The 12,969-nt window shown below is 42.2% G+C and carries 16 protein-coding genes, 1 pseudogene and 1 riboswitch; of the genes and pseudogenes, 14 read left to right on the top strand and 3 right to left on the bottom strand.

Annotated features, from left to right (window positions below; translation table 11 throughout):
* Genes SSV_RS08265 through yidD form a run of 4 tightly spaced genes read left to right on the top strand, consistent with a single transcriptional unit; the run spans position 1 to position 2,239 of the window.
* The gene (locus SSV_RS08265; protein ID WP_072074431.1) at positions 1 to 711 is read left to right on the top strand and encodes a segregation/condensation protein A; all 711 of its coding nucleotides are present in this window, start codon (positions 1 to 3) and stop codon (positions 709 to 711) included.
* A complete protein-coding gene (gene scpB, locus SSV_RS08260) occupies positions 704 to 1,273 on the top strand; it encodes an SMC-Scp complex subunit ScpB (RefSeq protein ID WP_072074430.1) in 570 nt (189 codons plus the stop codon). The genes SSV_RS08265 and scpB overlap by 8 nt, the downstream gene beginning before the upstream one ends.
* A complete protein-coding gene (locus SSV_RS08255; RefSeq protein ID WP_072074429.1) occupies positions 1,260 to 1,988 on the top strand; it encodes a pseudouridine synthase in 729 nt (242 codons plus the stop codon). Before scpB ends, SSV_RS08255 begins: the two co-directional genes overlap by 14 nt.
* Positions 1,985 to 2,239, top strand: a complete 255-nt coding sequence (gene yidD, locus SSV_RS08250) for a membrane protein insertion efficiency factor YidD (RefSeq protein ID WP_072074428.1) — start codon at positions 1,985 to 1,987, stop codon at positions 2,237 to 2,239. The genes SSV_RS08255 and yidD overlap by 4 nt, the downstream gene beginning before the upstream one ends.
* A gap of 50 nt (positions 2,240 to 2,289) precedes the next feature.
* Here yidD and SSV_RS08245 read toward each other — a convergent pair whose 3' ends face one another.
* Together SSV_RS08245 and trkA are read right to left on the bottom strand one after the other, a co-directional pair.
* Positions 2,290 to 3,729: a TrkH family potassium uptake protein gene (locus SSV_RS08245; protein WP_072074427.1), complete on the bottom strand. Its 1,440-nt coding sequence runs from the start codon at positions 3,727 to 3,729 to the stop codon at positions 2,290 to 2,292.
* Positions 3,730 to 3,733: 4 nt separating this feature from the next.
* Positions 3,734 to 5,083 carry a Trk system potassium transporter TrkA gene (gene trkA / locus SSV_RS08240; protein WP_072074426.1) on the bottom strand — a complete coding sequence of 450 codons (1,350 nt, stop codon included), beginning with the start codon at positions 5,081 to 5,083 and terminating at the stop codon, positions 3,734 to 3,736.
* 341 nt (positions 5,084 to 5,424) lie between these two features.
* Here trkA and SSV_RS08235 point away from each other — a divergent pair, with 341 nt between their 5' ends.
* The 10 genes and pseudogenes from SSV_RS08235 to SSV_RS08190 form a co-directional block, all read left to right on the top strand.
* Positions 5,425 to 5,928 carry a tRNA (cytidine(34)-2'-O)-methyltransferase gene (locus SSV_RS08235; RefSeq protein WP_176693593.1) on the top strand — a complete coding sequence of 168 codons (504 nt, stop codon included), beginning with the start codon at positions 5,425 to 5,427 and terminating at the stop codon, positions 5,926 to 5,928.
* Between the two features lie 116 nt (positions 5,929 to 6,044).
* Positions 6,045 to 6,192: riboswitch (FMN riboswitch) on the top strand.
* Between the two features lie 131 nt (positions 6,193 to 6,323).
* Positions 6,324 to 6,881, top strand: coding sequence for an ECF transporter S component (locus SSV_RS08230; protein WP_072074424.1), 558 nt, complete (start codon positions 6,324 to 6,326; stop codon positions 6,879 to 6,881).
* Positions 6,871 to 7,521: a phosphatase PAP2 family protein gene (locus SSV_RS08225; protein WP_072074423.1), complete on the top strand. Its 651-nt coding sequence runs from the start codon at positions 6,871 to 6,873 to the stop codon at positions 7,519 to 7,521. The genes SSV_RS08230 and SSV_RS08225 overlap by 11 nt, the downstream gene beginning before the upstream one ends.
* A 95-nt stretch (positions 7,522 to 7,616) precedes the next feature.
* Entirely contained in the window at positions 7,617 to 7,925 is a 309-nt protein-coding gene (locus tag SSV_RS08220; RefSeq protein WP_072074422.1) for an MGMT family protein, read from the top strand.
* A 59-nt stretch (positions 7,926 to 7,984) separates the two neighbouring features.
* A complete protein-coding gene (locus SSV_RS08215) occupies positions 7,985 to 8,932 on the top strand; it encodes a tRNA modification radical SAM protein MnmL/YtqA (RefSeq protein ID WP_072074421.1) in 948 nt (315 codons plus the stop codon).
* On the top strand, positions 8,926 to 9,477 hold the full coding sequence (locus SSV_RS08210) for a tRNA 5-(aminomethyl)-2-thiouridylate-methyltransferase MnmM (protein ID WP_072074420.1): 552 nt from the start codon (positions 8,926 to 8,928) through the stop codon (positions 9,475 to 9,477). The genes SSV_RS08215 and SSV_RS08210 overlap by 7 nt, the downstream gene beginning before the upstream one ends.
* A 239-nt stretch (positions 9,478 to 9,716) precedes the next feature.
* Complete coding sequence (locus tag SSV_RS08205) at positions 9,717 to 10,313, top strand: TetR/AcrR family transcriptional regulator (protein ID WP_072074419.1); 597 nt, start codon at positions 9,717 to 9,719, stop codon at positions 10,311 to 10,313.
* Entirely contained in the window at positions 10,313 to 11,266 is a 954-nt protein-coding gene (locus tag SSV_RS08200) for an ABC transporter ATP-binding protein (protein ID WP_072074418.1), read from the top strand. Before SSV_RS08205 ends, SSV_RS08200 begins: the two co-directional genes overlap by 1 nt.
* Positions 11,253 to 12,029: an ABC transporter permease gene (locus tag SSV_RS08195; protein ID WP_072074417.1), complete on the top strand. Its 777-nt coding sequence runs from the start codon at positions 11,253 to 11,255 to the stop codon at positions 12,027 to 12,029. Before SSV_RS08200 ends, SSV_RS08195 begins: the two co-directional genes overlap by 14 nt.
* Before the next feature lie 103 nt (positions 12,030 to 12,132).
* Positions 12,133 to 12,301 (top strand): annotated as a pseudogene (locus tag SSV_RS08190) (IS200/IS605 family transposase); the annotation flags it as partial.
* 266 nt (positions 12,302 to 12,567) lie between these two features.
* On the opposite strand, the gene SSV_RS08185 reads toward SSV_RS08190, so the two are convergent.
* Positions 12,568 to 12,942, bottom strand: a complete 375-nt coding sequence (locus SSV_RS08185) for a hypothetical protein (protein WP_072074416.1) — start codon at positions 12,940 to 12,942, stop codon at positions 12,568 to 12,570.
* Positions 12,943 to 12,969: the final 27 nt, after the last annotated feature.

Here is a 12,969-nt window from a genome sequence, read left to right as displayed (position 1 = left end):
ATGGATATCAAACTAAAAGATTTTGAAGGCCCGTTGGACCTGCTGCTCCACCTTGTATCTAAGTACCAGGTGGATATTTATGATGTTCCAATTACGGAGGTCATCGAGCAGTATCTGGCTTATGTGGCTACTTTGCAGGCCATGAAGTTGGAAGTGACGGGGGAGTACATGGTCATGGCAAGCCAGCTCATGCTGATTAAGAGCTGCAAGCTCCTGCCTAAGGTGGCAGATAATGCTGAGTTGGAAGATGACTTGGAGCAAGACCTTTTGAGCCAGATTGAGGAATACCGCAGGTTCAAGCTTTTGGGTGAGAAAATGTCGATTCAGCATGATGACCGAGCGCTTTATTATTCTAAGCCTAAGTTGGAGCTGGTTTATGAAGACGCTGAGCTCCTGCATGACAAGTCAACGATTGATCTTTTCTTGGCTTTTTCCAAGGTTATCGCCAAGAAGCAAGAGGAGTTTTCTAAGAGCCATACAACCATTGTGCGAGATGAGTACAAGATTGAGGACATGATGAATGTGGTGCGTCAGCGCTGTGCTGGTAAGAGCCGTCTGGCTCTGCAGGAGATTTTTGCAGAGACCAAGGACATGAATGAAGTTATTACTCTCTTTCTGGCGACATTGGAATTGGTCAAGGTGCAGGAAGTGCAAGTCATTCAGGAAGAAAATTTTGGAAATATTTATTTAGTAGGAAGAGGAAATGAGTAAGTTAGCAGAGATTGAAGCCCTGCTTTTTGTGGCGGGAGAAGATGGACTCAAGGTTCATCAATTGGCAGAAATCCTTTCTTTGCCGCCGACCGGGGTTATTCAGAGTTTGGAGAAGTTGGCTGAGCAATATGAAGCCAATCCAGACTCCAGTCTGACCCTACTGGAAACCTCAAAGACATACAAGCTGGTCACAAAGCCGGAGTTTGCTGAGATTCTGCGGGCCTATTCACGGGCACCAATCAATCAAAGTCTGTCGCGGGCAGCGCTGGAGACCTTGTCTATCATTGCCTATAAGCAGCCGATTACAAGGGTAGAAATAGATGACATCCGCGAGGTTAATTCCAGTGGGGCATTGGCCAAGCTCTTGGCTTTTGAACTGGTTCGAGAGGATGGCAAAAAGGAAGTTATTGGCCGGCCAAATCTCTATGTGACAACGGATTATTTTTTAGACTATATGGGGATCAATCACCTAGATGAGCTGCCGATTGTCGAAGAAACAGAGCTAGTTGCTGAAGAAAGCCAGCTCTTTATTGAAAGGACAGATATCGATGAGAATCAATAAATACATCGCTCATGCTGGGATAGCCAGCCGCCGTAAGGCAGAAGAGCTAATCAGGCAGGGGAAGGTCAGTATAAACGGCCAAGTGGTACGTGAGCTGGCGACAAACGTCAAGTCTGGCGATCGTGTGGAAGTAGAAGGCCAACCTATCTACAACGAAGAGAAGGTTTATTACCTCCTCAATAAGCCGCGTGGGGTCATTTCCTCTGTCAGTGATGACAAGGGACGTAAGACAGTCGTGGAGCTCTTGCCTCAGGTCAAGGAGCGGATTTATCCGGTCGGTCGTTTGGATTGGGATACTTCTGGTATCCTCATTCTAACCAATGACGGAGACTTTACGGACGAGATGATTCATCCTCGCAATGAGATTGACAAGGTCTATGTGGCGCGTGTCAAAGGATTGGCCAACAAAGAAGTCCTTCGTCCTCTGACTCGCGGTATTGAGATCGAGGGGCGCAAAACTAAGCCAGCGGTTTATGAGATTATCAAGGTTGATCCAGCGAAAAATCGATCGGTCGTTCAGCTGACCATCCACGAAGGCCGTAACCATCAGGTCAAGAAGATGTTCCAGGCGGTCGGATTGCAAGTAGATAAGCTTTCACGGACTCGATTTGGTCATTTGGGCCTGACGGGCCTCAAACCTGGTGAATATCGCAAGCTCAGCAAGAAAGAAGTCAGCCAGCTGCATACACTGGCTGTAACCAAGACCAAGAAATGATAAAGAAACTGCTTATTGCTCCTGTCCGCTTTTATCAGCGCTTCATATCGCCTGCTTTTCCTCCATCTTGCCGCTTTCGGCCCACCTGCTCTAACTATATGATAGAGGCTATCCAGAAGCATGGTGCTAAGGGAGTTTTGATGGGCTTGGCGCGCATTCTCCGCTGTCATCCCTGGTCTCAGCCAGGAGAGGATCCTGTACCAGACCATTTCAGCCTGAGAAGAAATAATTCAAGAAAAAAGTCACACTAGCTATTTAGCTAGTGTGACTTTTTTATATATCTATATTCTCCGAATATTTACTATCTTCTAGACCAAGTCTTAGGCAGGAAGAGCAGGAGAATCGGGTAGATTTCCAAGCGACCGCCAATCATGGCAAAGGCTAGCAGCAGTTTGGAAAAAGGACTAAAGATAGAAAAATTATCTGTCGTCCCAATCATGGGACCGATATTGTTGAAGCAAGAGACAACCCCGCTGACAACCGTCATGAAATTATTATTATCCAAGCTGACAATGAAAATGAGAGCTAGAATAATCAAGATATAAACAGCTAAGTATTTCAGTACCTTATGCTGGGTATCCTTGTCGATGACTGCACCATTGATATGCAAGGTCAGGACACGATTAGGTGATAAGGTAGATAGAATCTGATTTTTAGCAATGCGGGAAATGATAATCCCCCGAATGACCTTGAATCCCCCAGCTGTTGATCCAGCTGAGCCCCCGATACACATGAGCAGGAGCAGGATAACCTGAGAAAAGAGTGGCCATTTGACTGTATCGCCATAGCCAAATCCAGTTGTTGTGATGACATTGGCTACCTGGAAGAAGGAAATCTCCACGCTCTTGGCAAAGCCTTGATAAAGGTGGAAGACATTAAAGGCAATCAAGGCTGTGGAAAGAAAGACAATCCAGAGATAACCCTTGAGCTCCTCATCTTCAAAGCAAGCTTTAAACTTACGAATCAGCAAGTAATAGTAGAGATTGAAGTTGACCCCGAAAGCTAAAACTCCAAAGCTGACCAGATAAGTAATCAGCGAGCTGTTATAGTGGGCGATACCGTCATTGTATACGGTGAATCCTCCTGTACCAGCAGTTCCCATGGCAATGACCAGACTGTCAAAGAGCGGCATGCCCGCTAGGAAATAAAGGAGGGCAAATATAGCAAAGAGAGCCAGATAAATGATATAAAGAATCTGGGCCGTACTCTTGAGTTTGGACACAACCTTGCCAAAGACTGGTCCCGGAACTTCTGCTTTCATGACCTCCAAGTGACCATTTTTGGCATTGTCCATAATAGCTAGGGCAAAGACCAGCACTCCCATCCCTCCGATTAAGTGGGTAAAGCTGCGCCAGAAGAGCAGCGAATGGGAGAGAACGCCGACATCGTTGAGAATAGTCGCTCCCGTGGTTGTAAAGCCGGAGCTGACCTCAAAGAATGCATCGATAACATCCGGAATCTGCCCGGAAAAAACAAAGGGCAGGGCTCCGAAGAAGGACCAAAGAATCCAACAAAGGGCTACAATCAGCACACCTTCCTTGGCGTAGATATGCAGGTCCTTGGGCTTGAAATAAGAGCCTATTCCACCTAAAACTAGCAGGATGGCCATGGTCGCCCCGATAGAGAGAAAGATTTTTAAAGGCTCACCGTAGATTAGAGCTACGATAATTGGCACAATCAGCAGTGCCGCCTCAATCAGCAGTAATTTTGCCAGCAGGTAGCGAATCATAGATCTATTCATAGCCCTACCTCGCTAACAGATCGTAAATCTGCGTGATATTTTGCAGCAGAGTAGTGACGATAATCTTATCTCCGACTTGCAGGTCGTCATCACCGGTAGGGAAGATGGCTTTGCCTTGACGGATAATGGCCGCAATCAGGACATCTTTCTTCAGATGAAGCTGAGATAGAGGAATACCAGTCATCTTGTTTTCTTCCTTGATTTGGAACTGCAGGGTCTCGATTTGGCCGTTGGCTACGTGGTGCAGAGCTTCTAGGTTAGAGAACTGAGCATTGTAGCGACCGCGGATAAAGTGCATAATGGTATCAACAGCGATACCTTTAGGTGTCACGATGCTGGCAAAATCTTGATTATCAATGATTTCCAACAAACTAGTCCGGTTAATCTTGGTGATGTTTTTCTGTACACCTAGATTATTAAGGAACATGGAAGTGATGATATTTTCTTCATCTACACCAGTCAGGGTAGCGATGGCATCAAAGTTATTAGCGCGTTCCTCCAGCAGGATGTCCTTGGCAGTACCATCACCATGGACGACATAGAGATCAGGAAATTCCTGACTGAAAAAGTTTGCCCGCTCGCGGTTGGATTCAATGATTTTAAGCTCAATTTTACTGTTCTTGAGAATATTGAGCAGGTAATAAGCGATCTTGCCTGCCCCGATAATCATCAGGCTCTTAACCACTCTAGGGCGTACCATATTGTGGAATTGAACGATGTCTAGGCGGTTACCTGTTACATATATCTTGTCTCCGGCCTCCAAAGTGAAGTCGCCGTCAGGAATTTCCAAGTGCCCTTTTCTCTCAATAGCACAGACAATGATATTTCCAAATTTCTTACGGAACTGGGAAATATTCATCTGGCAGAGATTGCTGTCTTCCTTGAGTTTGAACTCCATCAGTGCCACCCGCCCATTGGCAAAATGCTCTACTGAAAGGGCATTAGGAAAGTCAATGATATTAGCAATATAGCGAGCTGTCAAGAGCTCAGGATTGACCACTAGCGAGAAGCCCAGGATGTTCTTCTCCTTAAAGTAAGGGTTGGAATACTCAGGATTGCGCACTCGGACGATAGTTTCCTTAGCCCCCATCCGCTTGGCTAGGACCGCTGAAACCATGTTGACCTCGTCTTGCTCAGTCATAGAGATGAAGATGTCACAGTGACTAACATCCGCCTGTTCTAGGATTTTAAAGTTGGCACCATTGCCAGCAATACCGATAATATCATAGCGTTTGGTAATCTGGTTGAGAACAGCTTCATCCTGCTCAATTAGGATAACATCATGTTTTTCAGCCACTAAGGAGCGACAGAGGGCCGTTCCGACCTTCCCGCCACCAACAACGATAATTTTCATAAGTTTAGATTCCTCCAAAGTATGTATCTATCATACTCTTTTTTCATTTAAATTTCATCTATAAAATACAGAATAGCCTAGTTATTTCCAGAATTTCGGATATTTTTTCACTAAAATGATATCTTCCTATGAAAATTTTTAAAAAACTAGAATTTTTTGAGCTTTTTTTATTGACTTGTAGGCTGAAAGTGTTATACTAAATGAGTACCTTCATTGGTTTACCTCAAACCTGTTGTGATGTAAGTTAATGAAGCCTTAACCACGCTGTTTGCTGAGCTTGACTCCGGGCAGTGTGGCTATTTTTTTATCTAAAGAAAAATACTAGGAAAAATATTCTTATTATGAAAAATCATATCGTTCTTTTTGAGCCTCAGATTCCGCAGAATACCGGCAATATTGCCCGTACTTGCGCCGCGACTAATTCGCCGCTTCACATCATCAAGCCCATGGGCTTTCCCATTGATGACCGCAAGATGAAGCGGGCGGGGCTGGACTATTGGGATAAGCTGGACATCACCTATTATGATAGTTTAGAAGATTTTATGGAGCAGATGGACGGCCGACTTTATCTGATTTCTAAGTTTGCGGAGAAGGTCTATTCTGAGGAGATTTTTGCAGCAGAAAGCTCGCACTATTTTATGTTTGGTCGTGAGGACAAGGGACTACCAGAGGAATTTATGCGTTGCCATCCAGAGAAGGCCCTGCGTATTCCCATGAATGACCAGCATGTCCGCAGCCTCAATGTTTCAAATACAGTCTGCATGATTGTCTATGAAGCCCTGCGCCAGCAGAATTTTGCTGGCTTAGATTTGGTACATGAGTATGAAGCGGATAAGCTGAAGTAGCGGAATGAATGTATCTAAGCAGTAAATTTTCCTAATAGATAGAACAATATTGTTGAAACACATTTAATTACATCAATCAAATTGCTTGCTCTGGCAGGCTTTTTTTGTTATGATAATGATGTCTTCAGGGCAGGGTGAGATTCCCGACCGGCGGTAATTTTTGGATTGGAAATTTTTTCTCAATGCCAAATCAAGTCCGCGAGCGCAAGCTGATGTGGTGAGATTCCACAACCGACAGTATAGTCTGGATGGGAGAAGACGAGAGGCAGTGAAGTAATCTTGCCGTTTAATCTTTATTTAAGGGCTGAGCCTTATACTAAATAATCATTAGCTGACAAGCTTTTTTCAGTGGCCTTTCCGGCTTCTCTAATTTTTATAAATTGGAGGAACCTGTGATGACAAATACTCGTAAGTTGGCGATTGTAGCAGTTTTATCTGCTCTATCATTTCTACTCATGTTTTATGAGATTCCCTTGATAACCGAGTTTCTAAAGTTGGATTTTTCAATTATTCCGATTTTACTGGCTTTGGTAGTCTTGGATTTAAAAAGCTCTCTGGCAGTGCTCTTGATTCGCTCTGTCTTAAAGCTAGCTTTGAATAATCATGGCGTAGGCACCCTAATCGGTCTCCCCATGAATATACTAGCGGTAGCTGTCTTTGTTTGTGCTTTTTCCCTCTTGTGGAAAAAAAGAAAGAGCTTATCTAGCTATGTGAAGGCTTCCTTGGCAGCAACACTTGGTCTAACGATTACTATGATCATTCTAAATGTCATTTATGCTGTGCCTCTCTATGCGAGGTTTGCTGGTTTTGATATTAATAAGGCATTTGGTCTTTCCAAGTATCTGCTGACCATGATTGTCCCTTTTAACCTATTAGAAGGAGTGATTTGGGCTGTCGTCTTTTGGCTAATTTACAAACTCTTACAGCCCGTCCTAAAACGCTATGAAAAATAAACAATCTTATCTAACAAAGGGCTCTTTTGCCCTTTTACTTTTCGTCATGCTAGGATACATGGTCAAGTTTTATCCTGAGCAGCTGACCAGTCTTGACACCCCGATTCAGGCCAGGCTTCGGGGAGATTTGCCTGCAGCTTTGACGACTTTTTTCAAACTTGTGACCAGTGTGATTGATCCGATGGGGATTATCATCTGGGTTTCAGCTCTTGCCCTGTTTTTCCTTTATAAAAAATGGAAGCTAGAAGCTGCCTTGCTAGCGGGAAATCTAGTCTTACATGGGATTTTGATTAAGCTGATTAAACTCGTTTACCACAGAAGCCGTCCGAGTCTTTCGCATTTGGTCGAAGAGAGCGGTTACTCTTTCCCTAGCGGACATTCCATGGCTACAGCTATTGTTCTTGGGACCTTGATTATTATCGCTCAGCAACGGTTTCAAAACCAAAAAATCAAGCGCTTGGTACAAGGTTTGCTTCTAGTCTATATCTTCACTGTTATGGCATCCAGAGTCTATCTGGGAGTGCACTATCCGACAGATGTTATCGGAGGAGCCTTGATGGGCTATGCCATTCTCAATATTGAATTTCCTTTTTATGACAAGCTGCGCTTTCAGTGGCGTTTCAAGGGAAAGCAGAAATAAATATAGATGAGAAAGGTTGGCTTTGCTGGCCTTTTTGTCTTGACAAAGAAAATCCCTTTCTTTAAGATAGGAGCAAACATGATTAGGAGGTCAGAATGTCCAATTTGAATCAAGAAATCATACAGTCAGTTTTAGCTCTTGTTGATACCATTCCCTCTGGGCGCGTAGTGACCTATGGCCAGATTGCCCGTTTGATTGGTCGGCCAAAAAATGCCCGCTTGGTGGGAAAGATTCTCAGTCAGTCGGAACTTTATGGTGGCAAACATCCTTGCCACCGGGTAGTCAATGCAGCAGGGCGCCTCGCACCTGGCTGGGAGGACCAGAGACACTTGCTCTGGGCGGAGGGAGTGGACTTGAAGGCCAATGGCTGTGTAGATCTCAAGCGTTATCAGTGGGAGCTATGATTTCCTTCTTTCCTTGTGAAAGAGGGAATTTTTGTTTCTATACTCTTTTTTGTGGTAGAATGAAAGGTATGAAATCTTACAATTCTTTGAATGATTATTATCGAAAACTTTTTGGTGAAAAAACTTTTAAGGTGCCCATTGATGCGGGCTTTGACTGTCCCAACCGGGATGGTACCGTGGCGCATGGAGGCTGTACCTTCTGTACCGTTTCGGGTTCAGGTGATGCCATTGTGGCGCCGGATGCGCCCGTTCGCGAGCAGTTCTATAAGGAAATTGACTTTATGCACCGCAAGTGGCCTGATGTTCGCAAGTATCTGGTCTATTTCCAGAACTTCACCAATACCCATGAGAAGCTTGAAGTCATCCGTGAACGCTATGAGCAGGCCATTAACGAGCCAGGCGTCGTTGGACTCAATATCGGGACTCGGCCGGACTGTTTGCCTGATGAGACCATCGCCTACTTGGCTGACCTGTCTGAGCGCATGCACGTGACTGTAGAGCTGGGGCTTCAGACTACCTATGAGGAGACCTCAGACCTCATCAATCGTGCCCATTCTTATGAGCTCTATGTGGAGACGGTCCAGCGAGTCCGTAGGCTAGCTCCCAAGGCGGAGATTGTCTCTCACTTGATCAACGGCCTGCCGGGAGAGAACCATGAGATGATGCTGGAGAATGTCCGCCGTTGCGTGACGGACAATGACATTCAGGGGATTAAGCTCCACTTGCTTCACTTGATGACCAATACCCGTATGCAGCGGGATTACCATGAGGGGCGACTGCAGCTGCTCAGTCAGGAGGAGTATGTCTCCATCATCTGTGACCAGCTGGAGATTATCCCCGAGCATATCGTCATCCACCGCATCACTGGCGACGCCCCGCGAGATATGTTGATTGGCCCTATGTGGAGTCTCAATAAATGGGAAGTTCTCAATGCCATCGAGGCAGAAATGCGTCGTCGTGGCAGCAAGCAAGGCTGTAAAGCAAAGGAGCAGAGATTCGTATGTTAAGACCCTTACAGATGGCTCATGCCTTTTTGGCAGAAGTCGTAACCAAGGAAGACACTGTAGTGGATGCTACTATGGGCAATGGGCATGACACCCTTTTTCTGGCTAAGTTGACCAAGCAAGTCTATGCTTTTGACATTCAGGAGCAGGCTGTGGAAAAGACCCGCCAGCGCTTGGCAGAAGCTGGCTTGGACAATGCTCAGCTAATCTTGGCTGGCCATGAGACTCTGGACCAATACACAGACCATTTCAAGGCAGCTATTTTTAATCTTGGCTACTTGCCTTCGGCGGACAAGTCAGTCATTACCCGACCGAATACGACGCTGGAAGCTTTGGAAAAGGTCTGCCGGGGCTTAGAAAAAGGCGGCCGAGCAGCTATCATGATTTACTACGGGCATGAAGGTGGCGAAGTTGAGAAAGATGCGGTGCTAGACTTCGTTAGTCAGCTGCCCCAGCAGGACTTCACCGTTGCCCTCTACAAGACCATCAATCAGATTAACCATCCACCTTTCTTGGTCATGATTGAGAAATTGAGAGAAGAAACTTGAGATACAATAAGGATACAGAGAGAAAAGCCATATAATAGGAGCTTTCAGTACTGTATCCTTATTTTTTAAATCGTGAAAATCAAATAACTAGGTCTAAAAGAAGAGAATTATGATGTGTGTAAATTTAAAATCTTATATTTTCTTACATAGAAGATATAAGACTTTTGACATTTTTCAATTTATATGATATTCTATGACTGTAAAATCAAAAAACGTCACAGAGTTTTTAGGAGGAAGTTATGGCTACTGCTTTTACTACTGAAGAAAAAGAAGTAATTAGAAAGAAATTACATAAAGTTGCAAAGGAATGCCTTCAAAGATATGGGGTTAAGAAAACCACAGTTGACCAGATGGCAGCAATGGTAGATATTTCCAAAGGTTCTTTTTATAATTTTTATTCCTCAAAAGAAATTTTATTTTTTGCGGTCTTAGAAGAATATCAAATAGATGTTATGAATCGCCTGACAGAACAATTAGATATGGAAGCCAAGATAGATACAAATCGTCTGGTAGAGTTACTTTATGATTTTTATCAAGGTTTTCGCTATTCATTTATGTATACCATATTTAAAAATCATGAAATGGAATTACTCATAAGAAAATTACCAAAAGAGGCGATAACAAATCATCATCTGATAGACGATAGGATGGTTAAAGAAATTGTATCTCGAATCAACATTAGAGAAAATGTATCGGTAGAAATCGTCTCTGCTTTATTTAGAACGATTGCTATGACTATATTACACATCGAGGAAATCGGTGAAGAACAATTTGATACTACATTGAAGTTAGTCATACAAGGAATTGTTGAGCAAATTACTAAGGAGGATAGGTAATGGTGAAAGAAGCAATTAGAACCGCAAACCTTTCTAAAAGATATGGAACAAAAAATGTTGTCAACAACTTGAATATATCAATAAAAAGTGGTGAAATAGTAGGTTTTTTAGGACTGAATGGTGCAGGGAAAACAACGACGATGCGAATGATGCTAGGATTGATAAAATCTACATCAGGAGAATGTTATATCCAAGGAAAAAAGTTAGATCTGAGTAATTTAGAACTTCGAAATGAAATAGGTTATATTATTGAGACACCTTATTCTTATCTAGACTTAACTGTGAGAGAAAATTTAGAAATAGTTAGTAAATTAAGAGGGGTTAATAAAGATAATATTGACTGGGTAATTGAAAAATTAAAACTAAAGCAATATGAACATAAACAGGTGAAACATCTTTCTTTAGGAAATGTTGCACGTTTAGGAATTGCAAAAGCGATTATTCATAAACCTAAAATCCTAATTCTTGATGAGCCAACAAATGGATTAGACCCTTTTGGAGTTATTGAAGTGAGAGAACTATTAAAGGAATTGGCGAATAATCTAGGCACAACTGTTCTTATTTCAAGTCATAATCTGGAAGAAATATCTAAAATTGCTACTAGAATAGTCATTATACATGAGGGCAGACTTATAAGAGAAGTTGAAAGCAGTGAATTAGAACAGTACTTAGAAAAGAAGTTACTAGTAAGTGGCTCTAATAATAAGGCAATGAAAGAAGTATTATCTAACCAAGGCTATCAGGTGAACATTCAATCAGACACAGAAAATAATATTGATTTCTTAGAATTAACTGATAGAAAATCTGTGGAATGCCCGGAAGATATTGCCACATTGCTAGTCCATGCAGGTTATCCACCTAAAACACTGATTGTTGAAAAAGAAGATTTAGAGCATTATTTCTTAAGAATACTGAATGACTATAATGGAGGTGTTTCGAATGAAAAAGCTTAGTTCCTGTATTTTAATTGAATGGAAAAAGTTAATAAAATCAAAACTTTCCATCGTAACTGCTTGTTCTATCTGTTTAGTTCCTTTTATTGTTGGGCTGTTTGCAACTATGATGAAATATCCAGAGAATTTCAAAAATCTTGGTTTGATTTCTGCAAAAATGGAAATGATGAGGATAACAGACTGGTCGTCGTACTTAATGACCGTATCACAAGTCATTTCTGTTGGGGGATTGCTCATTTTTGGATTTACAGCATCTTGGGTTTTTGGTAGAGAATATTCTGATAAAACGATGATAGACCTTTTAGCACTCCCGATAAGAAGAGATACAATCGTATTATCCAAGTTTATCGTTATCGCTCTATGGAGCTATATTCTATCACTTTTTGCACTTTTATTGGGATTATTAGCTGGCGATCTGATTGGACTTGAGGGTGGGAGCTTAACGGTGATTTTCAAAAGTATACTTACTTTTGGTTATTGTACTACTCTTACGATCATACTCTCTACTCCAGTGGCTTTTTTTGCTTGTTTAGGCCGGGGCTATTTGTCTCCATTGGCATTTATCATTTTTACTATTATTTTTTCTCAGCTTGGTTCTGCTCTTAACTTTGGGAAGTATATTCCATGGGCGATTCCTGCACTCGCAAGTGGTATTGCAGGAAAAGCACTATTGAATTTTGGGAGCATTGTCAGTTTATTTGGGGTAAGTATTCTAGGTCTTATCGCAACAATGGCTTGGTGGAGATATGCTGATTACGATTAAAATGAAGTGATAAGAATGCTAATAACACAAAGCTAAGTCTTATTCATTTCAATTCAAAATACCCCCTCCTGTTCAGATTGAAAAACAAGAGGGGGTATATTGTGGCAATCGAAAGTTTTGGGCGAGAGAGGACTATGTGAGCACCGTGGGCCTAAATGAAAAGATAGTTTCTAAATATATACGCGATTGGGAAAAATGACCTTGCCCTGGATAAGTTAAGTGTCAAAGAGTACGAGGATCCGTTCTCAGATGGTAGTTTTAGAACAAGATAAAAGCCCGTTTTTACGGGCATTAGTCAAGGAATCATATCATTAACCTGAACGAAGTTCAGCGAACGTCTTTAGACGTCGCTGGAGGGAAAGGGCTTATAGCCGATGTACAAGCCACCCGTTTTCACGGGTGGTTATAACTTCTCAAAATGAGCAAAAAAACAGTAAACCTTTGTGATTTACTGTTTTAAAAATTTTTCTATTCAATTAGACAAATTCTTATTCCCAACGTCCAAATTGACTCACTGTAGGTTATCGACACTTACATACTACATCTGAAATGCTGTTATCCAAAAACATATTGCAGCTATAAGTGAAATCGGAGTCATAGCATATTTTTCTTTCTTGCTTTTTGAAATCATGTTCATAATCGTATTCAAGGATAGGTAAGCGGCAAAGAAGAAACAAATATATTTAGTAACCTTGAAAGACAGCCACAGGGGAATAAAACCCCCAGCTTGCAAAATAATGATCATGGCAAAAATTTGGATAGCCACCGAAATGACTGCCACAATTCTAAATTTCTTAGGTAAGATTTTATATTGTCCACCCATTGTATATTCGCCCAAAGGCAGACCACAAGCAACAAGAACTGTCATAATTGCTATAACTCCAAATAATACTGCACCTAATATTGAAAACATAAATCACTATTCTCCCTTCGTAAAATA

Source organism: Streptococcus sanguinis, from assembly GCF_001078705.1.
GTDB lineage: Bacteria > Bacillota > Bacilli > Lactobacillales > Streptococcaceae > Streptococcus > Streptococcus sanguinis_D.
This window is presented reverse-complemented; position numbering and strand designations above follow the sequence as displayed.

Coding starts and splice junctions, on each gene's coding strand:
- SSV_RS08265 (WP_072074431.1), top strand. CDS start 1: ATGGATATCAAACTAAAAGATTTTGAAGGCCCGTTGGACCTGCTGCTC.
- scpB (WP_072074430.1), top strand. CDS start 704: ATGAGTAAGTTAGCAGAGATTGAAGCCCTGCTTTTTGTGGCGGGAGAA.
- SSV_RS08255 (WP_072074429.1), top strand. CDS start 1,260: ATGAGAATCAATAAATACATCGCTCATGCTGGGATAGCCAGCCGCCGT.
- yidD (WP_072074428.1), top strand. CDS start 1,985: ATGATAAAGAAACTGCTTATTGCTCCTGTCCGCTTTTATCAGCGCTTC.
- SSV_RS08245 (WP_072074427.1), bottom strand. CDS start 3,729: ATGAATAGATCTATGATTCGCTACCTGCTGGCAAAATTACTGCTGATT.
- trkA (WP_072074426.1), bottom strand. CDS start 5,083: ATGAAAATTATCGTTGTTGGTGGCGGGAAGGTCGGAACGGCCCTCTGT.
- SSV_RS08235 (WP_176693593.1), top strand. CDS start 5,425: ATGAAAAATCATATCGTTCTTTTTGAGCCTCAGATTCCGCAGAATACC.
- SSV_RS08230 (WP_072074424.1), top strand. CDS start 6,324: ATGACAAATACTCGTAAGTTGGCGATTGTAGCAGTTTTATCTGCTCTA.
- SSV_RS08225 (WP_072074423.1), top strand. CDS start 6,871: ATGAAAAATAAACAATCTTATCTAACAAAGGGCTCTTTTGCCCTTTTA.
- SSV_RS08220 (WP_072074422.1), top strand. CDS start 7,617: ATGTCCAATTTGAATCAAGAAATCATACAGTCAGTTTTAGCTCTTGTT.
- SSV_RS08215 (WP_072074421.1), top strand. CDS start 7,985: ATGAAAGGTATGAAATCTTACAATTCTTTGAATGATTATTATCGAAAA.
- SSV_RS08210 (WP_072074420.1), top strand. CDS start 8,926: ATGTTAAGACCCTTACAGATGGCTCATGCCTTTTTGGCAGAAGTCGTA.
- SSV_RS08205 (WP_072074419.1), top strand. CDS start 9,717: ATGGCTACTGCTTTTACTACTGAAGAAAAAGAAGTAATTAGAAAGAAA.
- SSV_RS08200 (WP_072074418.1), top strand. CDS start 10,313: ATGGTGAAAGAAGCAATTAGAACCGCAAACCTTTCTAAAAGATATGGA.
- SSV_RS08195 (WP_072074417.1), top strand. CDS start 11,253: ATGAAAAAGCTTAGTTCCTGTATTTTAATTGAATGGAAAAAGTTAATA.
- SSV_RS08185 (WP_072074416.1), bottom strand. CDS start 12,942: ATGTTTTCAATATTAGGTGCAGTATTATTTGGAGTTATAGCAATTATG.